The sequence below is a fragment of the Clostridium zeae genome (genome assembly GCF_017312485.1).
Taxonomy (GTDB): Bacteria; Bacillota; Clostridia; order Clostridiales; family Clostridiaceae; genus Clostridium_AR; species Clostridium_AR zeae.
Genome location: NZ_BMBA01000002.1, coordinates 365,873 through 379,442, shown reverse-complemented (window position 1 = coordinate 379,442; position 13,570 = coordinate 365,873). Strand labels below are relative to the sequence as shown.

Genomic DNA, 13,570 nt, shown 5'->3' with positions numbered 1-13,570 from the left:
GTGCTTATTTTGGTTATTGGGTATATTTGAGTAATGCTTTGAAATTATAAGAAAATATAATTTTTAAAGGCCAAATATATCTTTAAGAAATTCAAATATACCAGATATTATATCCTTTAAAGTTATTGGTTTTTGTGAGACTTTTACTTCACAAGTTGCTGTGTAACCTCCATCAGCGGTAGTAACAGTTATCGTTGTGTCACCTTTGCTTATTGCGGTTATTTTTCCGTTCTGATCAACGGTAGCAACTGAAGGATTACTAGAAGACCATGTTACAGCTTTATTTACAGCTTCAACAGGTGTTACGGTAGCAGTAAGAGTAAATGTATCCTTCTTTCTTAATTGTAAACTTGTACTATTAAGTTGAACCTTAGTAGGATGACAAACATCTCTTTTTACATTTACAGTGTACTCCTTCTTTGTTCCATCTTCTGCAGTTACTACTATACTAATTAAATTGTCTCCAACTGCAAGAGTAGGTATAGTTAAATTGTCAGTAAGTAAAGCAGTTCCGTTTACGGAAACTCTAGCTGTTTCATCAGCTACAACTGGTGCTACTACAATTGATGATACAGAGTAACTAACAGTTGCATTGTAATTTAATTTGTTAGCTTCGAAGGATGGTGATAAAGCTATAATACTGGAATCACTAGTTCGCAAAGTTAAAGAACTAAGGTTAGAATTGCTTGATTTAGGTATAACCGTAACAGCGCAAGTAGCCGAAATATTATTATCAACAGTGGTAGCTGTGATTGTTACTTCACCTGCATTTACTGCTGTTATTTTTCCATTCTCATCTACTGACGCTATTGATGTATCGCTTGAAGTCCATTTTACAGCTTTATTTTGTGCTTCATCTGGAGTAACTGTAGCTGAAATATTTGAAGCTTCACCTTGCTTAAGTTTTATGGCTGTAGTACTAAGCTCAACCTTAGAAGGATGACAGATATCTCTTTTTATATTTAAGGTATATCCCTTAGTAGTTCCATCTTCAGCAGTTACAGAGATAGTATTTAAATTATCGCCAACAGCAAGATCTGAAAGGATTGATTTGCCGCCTTCAAGTGAAGTACCATTTACAGTAATTGATGCCTTTTGATCTGCAACAACTGGTGTTATCGATACAGAGGTTACTGAGTAGTCCACAGTTGTATTGTAATTTAATATTGTAGATGAAAATTCGGGTGATATAGCTGTGGTTGAAGTATCATTTATATTAACAGTTAAGGAACTTAAATTTGCATTACTTGACTTAGGTATAACTGTAATTAAAGGAGTAGTTTTTCCGTCTTCAACTGTATATATATTTGGTAAGTCAACCTTTTTAGTTCCATTTGAATTATAAACACTCAAAGTTATTCCTGTACCTGATTTAACAGCTATCTTAACGTGATTAGAATCATCTAATTGAGCTGTTCCAAGTATGGTTCCGTTTAGATTTGCAGCAACTATGCTTCCTGGAGTTCCGTCAACAGTACCTTCGATATATCCATATCCGCTAGTTAAGCTTGTAGCAGTTTTAGTATCAGTATTAGTTTTTCCGTTTCTAACTCTTATGTTAATAACTCCATCAGAACCTGTGTTAACTGCTCTAGTGGTTACGGTAATAGGAGCGTTGCCATTTAAGGTAGTGTAATTTGAAGCAGACCAAGTGTTTGAGGCCTTGTCATAAACCTGACCAACCTGAGTACCTCCGGTTAAGTACATACCTAAACTAGGGCTTGAGCCAACTCCCCCTATGGTTATAGCAAAAGGTTCGTTTTTGTATATATAGGATGGGTAAAGTGATAAGTTAAAGGTATATTGGCTTGGGTCGGTCACAGGTGTAGTTAAATATGGAGCACCATAGGAACCTGGTTTCCAAGTATCAGTGTTCCATGGATCGAAGCCATTGCTTGGAGCTGACCAAGGTTGTCCGTTATCTGGATCTGATTTTTCTACGTCAGCCATTGGAGTAAATGTAGCACCATATACATCTGAAGGATGTGAAGCGGTACCAAAGCCAACATAGTCTTGAGATGAATCTGCTAGCCAGTTAACGATGTTAACAGATAATTTAGCTGCATTTCCAAGATCGTTCCAACCATTATAAGTTGATTTTGTACTACCATTTGTAGCATTTTTATATTTTGGTGTCTTATCTTCAATAGGTGATGAGTCTCCAATAAAGGCAGCTCTTCCTTTGCTTGGTTTAGAGATAGCAACGAAAGCACCTTCTTTTTGACCACCAAAGTATATGCTTTTTCCACCATGAGAATTTTCCACACCGCTACTCCAAGGTACTAAATCATCAGAATCTTTAAAGTAAATAATTCCTTTAGCTTTGCTAGGATCTGTAATTGAAATTGTTGACCCAGCTGCTACAAGTATCTTTTCCCCTACAACACCGTCTGTTAAACCTTCAGCTTCTGAAGCTGGTCTTATATCTGTAGGGCCAGTTTGTCCAGAATTTAATGGGTTTGAGTCCCCAGCGTTAAATCTAAATCTTAATCCGAAGTTTTCTGCAAGCCAACCTTTAGAAGCATCTTTTGTATTTCTTAGGTCTCCGTAAACTCCACCCATATTATAACTTATACTGTCACATCTGTTATATCCGTCATAAACTTCTGTTGAATCCCATGTATTTAAATTTCTGTCTCCATTATAGTGATCGCCAATAAAGTAAACTCCTTTTCCAGAGTCAACAAATTTCTTTAAGGCGTCGTACTCAGATTTTCTAAAAGGTCTGTTTGCTTCTGCTGTTACAAAGACATCGGCATCCTTAATTGCATCGTAGGTTATTAGTGCTTCATTTTTATCAGCAGAAGTGCCTTCCTGGTCAGCAGTCAAGTTCCGATCATCATAGAACCTTATAGCACCATCATTGTTTTTATCCACACCTCTATATTCTTTTACAGTGTAGCCTTGATTTACAAGTGCATCAGCAAAATCTGAAAAGCCTCCATCTATTACCCAGTCTGCTTGACCAGCAGCGTTATCGTGAGCGTTGTCAAATAAAACTAACTTTCCATTATTTTTAGCACCAGCAAGTGGTGTCTTTACAGGAATTGTATTATTCCATGTATATGGAGCAGTTTCGGCAGCTTTAGCAACTTTTAGGGTACCGCTTACAAAAGGTACAGAGAAACCAGTTAATTCAATCGTTAAGGCTATAGAAAGTGAAATAGCCATTAATGATTTTCGCGACATCATTTTTTTTAGTGACATTAAGTGTAATCCCCCTTAATTTTTATTAGTAGATTGAGATGGTTAAATGAAATAAAATGTATTTGTTGGTATATAAGTATAATATGGTAAATCAATCCAATGAAATTATAACATTATAAACACGAATAATCAATGGATGTTAAATTTAATAAATATCAATTAATGTAAATTTAAATTATGTAAATAAAACTTAAAATATGCAGCTTAGTCAATGCCTTTTGAAAGTTAATTTATATTAAAATATTCTAAGAGGAAATAGAATTATGTTGAATAATTTGTTGAATAAAATAAAAAATGTTCGTAAATTTTGGCTTTATGTATAAGTAATAATTATTATAATGATTTTTACGTATGGAGAACAATTAGAAAAGAAGAGTAAAAATAATTACTATGTATGAACAAATAGAAAATTTAAAAATACAATAAAATGAAAGTAATTTTATTGAGGTAGATTGAATGATTTTGGGATTACTTAGTATGATGAATAATAAAAATGAAAATAAGGTTGAGTTAAAGATGCTAGACCTAGACGACAAATACGTAGTAGTAGGAAAAATTTTGGGGGTGCAGAGAAATAATATAAACTTAAACTATGAAAATGACTATTTAACTATAACTGTAAGAGTCAATAAAGTTAATAGAAGCGGAGGATATGGTACTTTTTTTATGGTTCAAACTGTAAATGACATTCGAAAGAATTTTTATGTCCCTAATGTGGATTCTAAAAGTATAACTGGTAAGTTTGAAAATGGAAATCTGATCATTAGCTTACCTAAAAATATCCTCAGTATTAAAAATAAAGTTATAGTTGAAGTAGACCAGTACGATGAGCAAGAAAAACTTGAATAACTTTTAAATATCAGTTTTTTAATAAAATAAGATATTTAGTGCTAAGTTATGTATGTTTGAAAATTAATTATTAAAATAATTTTTAAATGTGCATAACTTTTACGTTTTTAAAATTTATATTAGTAAGTGCATAAAGCAATTAATCATGTTTACTTTTATATTCAGATGGTATAATATTATTCTTGTGAATAGATTTTATAAAATTTAATAATGCAAAATTTAATTTTATAATTTTAAGGAGTGGGTAATATGAAAACTATAATTATTTACAGTTCTTATCATCATGGAAATACTAAAAAAGTTGCTTTAGCAATGAGTGAAGCTATAAATGCTGAGGTGCTAGAAGAAGTACAAGCGAAGTCAATAGATTTCTCTAAGTATGACTTAATTGGCTTTGGATCAGGAATATATGCTTTTGGTTTTAATAAAAAGATGGTTGATTTAATAGAAAATGCAAATTTAAAAGATAAAAAGGTATTTGTATTTTCAACTAATGACAGCGGTTCTACGAAAAATCATAAGGCAGTTTTAGATATTCTTAATTCAAAAGACGCAAAAATACTTGGAAACTTTTCTTGCAAAGGATGGGATACTTTTGGTCCTTTTAAGCTTATTGGAGGAGTATCCAAAAATCATCCTGATGAAGTGGATTTAAAGGCAGCAAAAGATTTTGTTAAGAACATCTGTGATAATAATCTATAAGTGAAAGCTTAATTGATATTTGTTATTTAACCTTATTGTTAGTATTTGGATTATATGGTATGCTTTTAAAAGCATAATCTAAATGTTACAGGGGGAAAAAATTGAAAGTTGATGATAAAACTCAATGGGAAAGCTTCGAAAGATTAGGTAAAGGCACATATATTTCTATATCGATGATATTGACTATTTTAGTTGTCTTTGGAAGGGATATTTTCTCTCTTTTATCTGGAAAAGTAAGTTTTTCTACAATTCATTTTTCAAAATTAGTAGAAATAGGACTATTTATCTTATTATCTTATATTTTCTCAATATGCAACTGGAGTAGCAAGAGAAGAGCCGCTGAAAGGCAAATTAGAAAAGAACAAAATATTAAGCCCAAAATAGAATATTGTTATTATTGTGGAAGCAAGTTGGATGACAATAATAATACTTGTAGTCACTGCAAAAATAAGTTGGATTTATAAAATGAATCCGGCTTATTTTTTTCTGAATAAGAAAACCTTAAGATTAAGATATTATAAAAATTTTTCATATGATCTGATGTTTGTTATAATTAAAGAGTTCTTAAATGCAAAATTAATTTAACTTGTTAGAAAATCAAGCACTATTAATTTAATCAAAAGAAATACTTATATGATATCAAGTAAACCTTGAATTAGATTTACTTAGGAGCATTCAAGGAGGAGACAGTATGCTTAAATTAATACCTTTTTTAAAAAACTATAAGAAAAATGTATTCTTAGGACAATTTTTTAAACTTTTAGAAGCTATATTTGAATTGATGATTCCAACGATAATGGCATTGGTGATTGATAACGGTGTGAAGAATAGGGATGTAAACTATATTCTTAAGATGGGAGCACTTATGCTTTTAATAGCTACATTGGGAGTTATGTTTGCTTTTACTTGTCAGTACTTTGCCTCCATCGCATCTCAAGGCTTTGGAACTGTAGTAAGAAATGCTATCTTTAAACATATAGGAACATTTTCACATGCAGAGATTGATAGCTTTGGAACAGCCTCCTTAATAAATAGGACAACTAATGATGTAAACCAATTACAAGTAGCAGTAGCTATGTGGATTCGTTTGGTTGTTAGGGCGCCGTTCTTATGCATTGGAGGTATAGTGATGGCTATGCTATTAGATTTAAAATTATCAATAGTAATACTCATCATACTGCCTGTATTTGCATTAGTTTTATTTTCGGTAATGAGAAAATCAATTCCGTTATATAAAAAGGTGCAAGGAAAACTTGATAGACTGGCAGTGATACTGAGAGAGAACCTATCAGGTGTTAGAGTTGTTAGAGCTTTTGATAAAGTTGAGTATGAAAAAGACAGATTTAAAACTTCTAATAAAGATTTGTCTGATACTGCTGTGAGAGTAGGTAGTATTGCAGCCTTAATGAATCCAGCAACTTCTATAATAATGAATTTTGCTATTGTAGCTATAATATGGTTTGGAGGCTTCCGTGTAAACATAGGTGGAATGACTCAAGGACAGGTTATTGCTTATATAAATTATGTTATACAGATATTTTCTGCATTAGTAGTAGTGGCTAATCTAGTGGTTACTTTTACAAAGGCAGCAGCTTCAGCCGCACGTGTTAATGAAATCTTGGATACTAAAGGCTCAATAGTAGATCCAAAAGTTTCTTTAGGATCAGGAGAAATAGATGAAAGCAATCTATGCAGTGATGCAATAGAACTTAAAAATGTATCTTTTACTTATAAAGGATCAAAGGAATATGCGTTAAAAGATATCTCTTTTAAGTTAAGTAAAGGACAAACATTTGGGATAATAGGAGCTACTGGATCAGGAAAAAGTACACTAATAAACCTTATACCTAGATTTTATGATGCTGATGATGGTTACATAAAGATAAATGGTATTAAAGTCCAAAATTATGACCAAGTAAAACTTAGAGAAAAAATAGGTATAGTTCCTCAAAAGGCTGTGGTGTTTTCGGGAAGTATAAAGGAAAATCTGAAATGGGGACTTAAGGATGCTTCTGATAAGGAAATAAAAAAAGCAGCAAAGATAGCACAAGCCGCAGAATTTATCGAAAAACTTGAGCTTGGATATGATACTCAAATCTCTCAAGGCGGAACTAATCTTTCTGGAGGGCAGAAGCAAAGGCTTACAATTGCAAGGGCTTTAGTAAAGAAACCGGAGATTCTTATTTTAGATGATAGCTCTAGTGCATTGGATTATGCAACTGATGCTGCACTTAGAAAGGAACTTAAAGATAATACTGGCAGCATGACTTTGGTTATGGTTTCTCAAAGAGTTAATGCAGTAAAGGATGCTGATTTGATCTTGGTTTTAGATGATGGTGAACAAGTTGGTTTGGGCACACATAAAGAACTTATAGGAACCTGTGAAGTATATAAAGAAATTTGCCTCTCTCAGGTTGAGAAGTAGGAGGTCGTGATTATGAAAAATAGAACCTTAATAAGGATACTTAAATATGTAAAGAAATATAGAATTCAATTGATTCTTGTTATAGCCTTTGCGCTAACAAGCAACATACTTTCAATAGTGGCTCCTTTCTTTACTGGTAAGGCTATAGACTACATGGTTAAGAAAGGACAAGTAAACTTTTCGGCTATATTAAAGATAGTAGCATTTCTTTCGATAATATACGGTTTAAGTGCAGTGCTTCAATGGTTTTTATCTATCTTTACAAATGTGATATCAAATAGAACTGTTAAAGATATTAGAGATGAGTTGTTTGAAAAATTAAATACCATGCCACTTAAGTACTATGATAGTAAAGCTAATGGAGATATAATAAGCAGATTTACTAATGATATAGATGCAATTTCTGAGGGGTTGCTACAAGGGATAACTCAGCTATTTTCAGGAGTAATAACCTTTGTTGGAGCTTTAATATTTATGATAGACTTAAGTCCAACGATAACTTTAGTGGTAGTTGTTATGACACCATTATGTTTTTTATTGTCTTCCTTTATAGCTAAGAGTTCTAAGAAGATGTTCAAAGAACAGTCCAAGACTCTAGGGGAGTTAAATGGATATATAGAAGAAATAATTGGTAATCAAAAAATAGTTAAAGCTTTTAATTATGAAGAAAGATCAGAGGAAGCTTTTAAAGAGATTAATGAAAGGTTATACGAATGTGGTAGAAAAGCTCAGTTTTTCTCCTCCTTAACTAATCCAGGTACAAGATATATAAATAATATTACTTATATTCTTTCAGGAATAATAGGAGCAATTGTTTCTGTAGCTGGAGGGCTTTCTATAGGAAAGATTTCAAGTTTCTTAATCTATTCAAATCAATTTGCAAAACCAATAAATGATATAACAAGTATAGCAACGCAGCTTCAATCTGCTATGGCCTCAGCAGAGAGGGTATTTGCTATATTGGACGAACAGGGAGAGTCATCAGAACAGGATAAACAATCCATAAATAAAGCAGACGGAAAAGTAGAATTTAAGAATGTAAGTTTTTCCTATAAGAAGGATAGACCTTTGATTGAAGGATTGACTATGAATATAAAACCTGGTAGTACAGTAGCTATAGTTGGACCAACTGGTGCCGGTAAAACTACTTTAGTGAATTTGCTTATGAGATTTTATGAAATTGACAAAGGTAAAATATTAATAGATGGAAAAGATATTAAAGAAGTAACCAAGGAAAGTGTTAGAAGTTCCTTTGGAATGGTACTTCAAGAAAGTTGGCTTTTTGCTGGAACCATAAGGGAAAACATAGCCTATGGAAAATCTGATGCATCAGATGAAGCAATAATAAATGCCTCAAAAGCTGCTTATGCACATAGTTTTATAAAGAGACTTCCAAAGGGATATGATACATTAATAACCGAAGATGGAGCTAATCTTTCACAAGGGCAAAGACAGCTATTAACTATAGCTAGAGTTATGCTTATGAATCCATCTATGCTTATTCTGGATGAAGCAACAAGTAGTATTGACACCTTAACAGAAGCTAGAATACAAAAAGCGTTCTTATCACTTATGAAGGGAAGAACAAGTTTTGTTATAGCACATAGACTTTCTACCATAAGAGAAGCAGATTTAATTCTTGTTATGAAAGATGGTAAGATAATAGAACAAGGAAATCATGATGAGCTTCTTATGAAAAAAGGTTTCTATGCAAAGCTATATAATAGTCAGTATGCAGTGGCTAATTAGACTTGGCATTAATGCATCTAAAGCATAAAAATAATTAAATAGAAACATAAAATGTGTATGAATAATTTGTTGAATTTACAAGTTGACATATGCATTTTTTTGTTCATTATCTAAAACTATTTTTTAATTTCTATATGAAGAAATAATATAATAAATGGTAAAGGAAAAATTATTCATATGTAGAATAATAATACATAAAAATAAGTATAAGGGCAATTTTAACCAATAATAATAAGGAGGTTTTTATGTACGATCAAGCTGGTTCATTTTTTGGTGGTATGCCACCATTTTTTATGTTGATGTTTATTCTAATGTTTGGATTATTTATTTTTGCTTTAGGGAAAAACATAGCTGAAGCAGCTAAAAATGCTAAATCACCAATCATAACAGTAGATGCTAAGGTTATAGCCAAAAGGATAGATGTATCGCACCATACTCATAATACCGGAGATAATAATGCAATGCATACTTCAAGCAGTACAACTTATTACATAACCTTTGAAACTGAGCACGGTGAAAGACTAGAACTTTCACTAAGTGGAAGAATGTATGGTCTATTAGTAGAAGGAGATAAGGGAAAGTTAACATACCAAGGAACTTGGTTCAAGGATTTTCAAAGAAATTAGATTTTGTGACTACTTATATTAATTCTATATAATTATGAGTTAATGAAAAAAGAAACTTCTCAAGATTGAAAAACATCAATAAAGAGAAGTTTTTTACTTTAAAATAAAATATAAAATTTTTATAAGTAATAAATCTAGAGATTTCAATGTTTCCAGTGAGTTTAAATTAGTTTAATATTAAACTTTTTTATTGCTTCATATATCTTAGAAGCTGGTTTTTCTTCGGTGATTATATAATCAATATCATCTAAATCAGCAAATTTATAAGTACCATCTATATTGAATTTTTCATTTTCTATTAGTATATAAACAGTTCTAGCAGAAGACATTATAGCTTTTTTTGTATTGCCTTCCTCTAGGTCGAAATTGCTTATGGTTCTATCAGAAAGGTTTATACCGCAGCTACCCATAAAAGCTTTATTTACTCTGTATCTTCTAATACTTTCTATAGCTTCAGAGCCAATTATACCACCAAGACTCTTATTATAAGTTCCGCCTATGCAAATTATATTGACATTAGATGAATCATTAAAAACAGAGGTTATTTCAACCATATTAGTTATAACTGTAAACTTTTTTGTACTGCTTGCGATAAGCTCAGCAAGCACAAAGTTAATACTTGATACATCTAGAAATATAGTGTCATTTTCCTCAATTAAGTCAAAAGCTTTTTCTGCTATAATCCTCTTAGATTCCAAGTTTTTAATTAATCTATTTGAAATACTTGTGCTTTCAGCAATGTTTCTTTTTAAAATAGCACCACCATAAGTTCTTTTAATAGCACCATCCTTTTCTAGTTTCTGAAGATCCTTTCTTATCATACCTTCAGTAACATTAAATCTAATGCTTAGATCTTTAACTAATATCTTACCATCTTTTGATAGCAAGTCTAATATTTCATTTAATCGTTCTTCTGCAAACATAAATCGTACTCCTCTATATGAATAATCAATAGTATTGTTCATTATCATTTATTATCTTAAACACTAGTTATATTATAGCCCAAAATTACTAATAAGTAATCCAGTTTCAAAATCATAGGCTAAGATAATGCAGCATTAATACAACGAATCTATATTTTAAAAACAATTTAGTGAGAGATTGAAATGATAAGAAATGATAAAAATTAAAGGCCTATTGATAAATTAGAAACTTATCAATAAAGCCATAGGTAAAATAGAACTATAGATGATTCAAATCATTTATTGAAACCATTCTAGGTTCTAATTTATCATTGAAAGTAATTTCGTTAATGGATGTATTTCCTAGATTAAACTTATGATACATATTCATCTTCCATTCAAAAAGTCCTATAAGAGCAGCTTTAATTATGCCTCCATGAGCGACTATAACAATTCTTGAACCTTTATGTTCTTGGACAATTTTTAATATAGCCTTTTGCGCTCTATCACTTGCTGCTTTGATAGATTGCTCTCCACCACATATAGGGCCAAGAAGCTCATCTTGCTTCCATTTTAGGAATTCTTCAGAGTAGGTTTCTTTTATTTCAGTGATAGTTAATCCTTCCCAATCTCCAAAGTTTATTTCTCTTAAATTAAATTCTTCAATTGGTTTTATAGTTGTATCTTCACAAATAGTTTCAGCAGTTTTTTTAGCTCTGCTAAGTGGGCTGGTATAAACATAATCAAAAGAATATTTTAATCTATCTTTTAACTTTCTTGCTTGATTAAATCCATTATCTGAAAGCTCTATATCGATGCAACCCTGAAACCTTCCTTCAGTGTTCCACTTTGTTTCGCCATGTCTTACTAAATACAAAGTAGTCTTCATTTTTCCCCCCGAAATTATTGTTATAAAAATTATTCGCCTGCCAAGGTTTTCTCTAGCATTAAATATAAATTTATATTATACGTAGATAATTTATAAGTCAATACGGTTATATAAGACAAGAGTTTGTTGTTAAAGTATTTACTATATAAGTTTTTATAATTGATGAGTAAAGGCCTGAACAATAAGACTAACAATACTTACTGAAAGCCAAACAATAAGTCCTAGTAAGATAGGTTTAAATCCACTGCTTATCATTTTCTTAAAGTCAGATTTAAGTCCTACAGCAGATAGAGCCATTACTATCATAAACTTTCCAATGCTGTTTATATATTTTATTGAGTTCTCGGAAAAAAATCCTAAAGTATTGAGTAGTGAGCTAGCTAAGAACCATAGTATAAACCACGGAAATATTTTTGATAGATTTAAATTTACGGAATTATCAGCACTAACAACAGATTTCTTTTTCTGTATAGCCATTATAATAGAAAATATTATTGCTATAGGAATTATAATGGTAGTTCGTGTAAGTTTAACTATGGTAGAATACTCTCCAGCTATGTTACTAAAGGCATATCCTGCTGCAACAACTGATGAAGTATCATTAATAGCTGTACCTGCCCATAGTCCAAAGGCTTTATTTGAAAGCTTAAGCATATGGCCTAAAGGGGGAAATATAAGTACTGCTAATATGTTAAACAAAAATATTGTTGAGATCGAGTAGGAGACTTCGCTATCATCTGCTTCAATAATTGGAGAGATTGAAGCAATGGCTGAACCTCCACAAATAGCGGTTCCAACAGCTATAAGAGATTTTAATTTCCAAGGTATATTTAAAAGTTTGCCAAATATAAAAGCTGTAACGAAAGCAGTTAGTAAAGTGAAAAACATAACGTAAACAGATTCTGTTCCTGTATACCAAACCTGTTTTAAACTCAGTCCAGCCCCTAGAATTACAATGGACCATTGCAATATTTTCTTTGAAGTAAAATCTATTCCCTCTGAATATTTTTCAGGAGTCTTAAAAATATTGTTTATAATTATACCTATAACAATTCCAAATACAGCACCTCCTATTATTGGAAACTTATAACCTAACAGATTAGCAACTAAAGCTATAATGAAGGGAAAAACAATTCCTTGTAAGTTTTTCTTTAACCAATTCATAATGAAATACTCCTTTTTAAAATAATAGTGTAAGTTACATCGTCAAGTTTATTGGCGCATCTTTAATATAGTATTATCGTAAAGAAAAATCCAATTAGAAGTTTTTATATTACCATAAGTAAAATTTATATGTTATTATTTTATATAAGTAAATATTATATTTGGAGGCAATATGATTGATGTAAGATTAAAAACTTTTATGACTGTTGCAGAATTCAAAAACTTTACAAGGGCCTCTGAAATTTTAAACGTAACTCAGCCTGCTGTATCTCAGCATATTAGGTTTTTAGAAGAGGAATATGAGGTAAAGTTATTTAACAGAGAAGGAAAAGAAGTTAAATTGACTGAAGAGGGTGAGATATTATATAAACATTCGAAAGAAATTCAGCTTCACTATAAGGCTCTTGAAGTAGAACTTAAAAATAAAAATGCTATTAATAGAACTTATAAGATAGGTGCCAGTATGACAATAGGAGGCTATATACTTCCTGCTATTCTAGGAAAATATAAAAGAGTACATTCAAATACTAAACTATTTCTTCAGGTTAGTAATACAAGTAACATAATAGATAAATTATCTAATGGAGATATTGATCTTGCAATTGTTGAGGGTGATTTTGAGAGAAATAAGTTCTTACATAAAAAGCTTAAGGATGACGAGCTTGTATTAGCGGTTTCAAAAGAACATCAATTTGCTAAAAGAACAGAAGTTGATTTGAAAGAAGTGCTAAAAGGAGAGTTAATACTTAGGGAAAAGGGCTCGGGAACTAGAAATATATTAGAAAAAAAGTTAAAGAAATTAAATATTATAAACAATGAGTTAACAGGCTATATGGAGATAGGAAGCATCAGCGCAATAAAATCTTTAATCAATACAAATCTCGGATACTCAATATTATCTAAAGAAACTATTTTTAACGAAATAGAATCCGGTGATATAAAGGTAGTACCCATTAAAGAGTTTAAAATTTATAGAGAGTTTAACTTTGTTTATATTAAAGATCATCTAGAAGATTTTATTGAAGAATTTTATAATTTTTATAAGAACATAAGATAG

General features: G+C 31.1%; 11 protein-coding genes. 7 read left to right on the top strand and 4 right to left on the bottom strand.

The annotated features are described in order from the left end of the window. Positions 1–63: 63 nt before the first annotated feature. The gene (locus J3477_RS11105; RefSeq protein ID WP_206870021.1) at positions 64–3,207 is read right to left on the bottom strand and encodes an Ig-like domain-containing protein; all 3,144 of its coding nucleotides are present in this window, start codon (positions 3,205–3,207) and stop codon (positions 64–66) included. Between the two features lie 477 nt (positions 3,208–3,684). Between J3477_RS11105 and J3477_RS11100 the strand changes: the two genes are divergently transcribed. From J3477_RS11100 to J3477_RS11075, 6 genes are all read left to right on the top strand, one after another. After that, positions 3,685–4,056 carry an Hsp20 family protein gene (locus tag J3477_RS11100; protein ID WP_206870020.1) on the top strand — a complete coding sequence of 124 codons (372 nt, stop codon included), beginning with the start codon at positions 3,685–3,687 and terminating at the stop codon, positions 4,054–4,056. 249 nt (positions 4,057–4,305) lie between these two features. Next, positions 4,306–4,758: a flavodoxin family protein gene (locus tag J3477_RS11095; protein WP_206870019.1), complete on the top strand. Its 453-nt coding sequence runs from the start codon at positions 4,306–4,308 to the stop codon at positions 4,756–4,758. 101 nt (positions 4,759–4,859) lie between these two features. Continuing rightward, positions 4,860–5,222 (top strand): hypothetical protein, encoded by a 363-nt coding sequence (locus J3477_RS11090; protein WP_206870018.1) that lies wholly within the window; start codon positions 4,860–4,862, stop codon positions 5,220–5,222. A gap of 227 nt (positions 5,223–5,449) precedes the next feature. Next, on the top strand, positions 5,450–7,183 hold the full coding sequence (locus J3477_RS11085) for an ABC transporter ATP-binding protein (RefSeq protein WP_206870017.1): 1,734 nt from the start codon (positions 5,450–5,452) through the stop codon (positions 7,181–7,183). A gap of 12 nt (positions 7,184–7,195) precedes the next feature. Further along, positions 7,196–8,932: an ABC transporter ATP-binding protein gene (locus J3477_RS11080; protein WP_206870016.1), complete on the top strand. Its 1,737-nt coding sequence runs from the start codon at positions 7,196–7,198 to the stop codon at positions 8,930–8,932. A gap of 245 nt (positions 8,933–9,177) precedes the next feature. Further along, positions 9,178–9,558: a DUF2500 domain-containing protein gene (locus tag J3477_RS11075; protein WP_206870015.1), complete on the top strand. Its 381-nt coding sequence runs from the start codon at positions 9,178–9,180 to the stop codon at positions 9,556–9,558. Positions 9,559–9,719: 161 nt separating this feature from the next. Here the strand turns inward: J3477_RS11075 and J3477_RS11070 are convergent, their stop codons facing one another. From J3477_RS11070 to J3477_RS11060, 3 genes are all read right to left on the bottom strand, one after another. Further along, positions 9,720–10,481, bottom strand: a complete 762-nt coding sequence (locus tag J3477_RS11070) for a DeoR/GlpR family DNA-binding transcription regulator (RefSeq protein WP_206870014.1) — start codon at positions 10,479–10,481, stop codon at positions 9,720–9,722. A gap of 259 nt (positions 10,482–10,740) precedes the next feature. After that, on the bottom strand, positions 10,741–11,349 hold the full coding sequence (locus J3477_RS11065; RefSeq protein WP_206870013.1) for a histidine phosphatase family protein: 609 nt from the start codon (positions 11,347–11,349) through the stop codon (positions 10,741–10,743). A gap of 153 nt (positions 11,350–11,502) precedes the next feature. Further along, entirely contained in the window at positions 11,503–12,513 is a 1,011-nt protein-coding gene (locus J3477_RS11060) for a YeiH family protein (RefSeq protein WP_206870012.1), read from the bottom strand. Positions 12,514–12,685: 172 nt separating this feature from the next. Here J3477_RS11060 and J3477_RS11055 point away from each other — a divergent pair, with 172 nt between their 5' ends. After that, positions 12,686–13,570, top strand: a complete 885-nt coding sequence (locus J3477_RS11055) for a LysR family transcriptional regulator (RefSeq protein ID WP_206870011.1) — start codon at positions 12,686–12,688, stop codon at positions 13,568–13,570.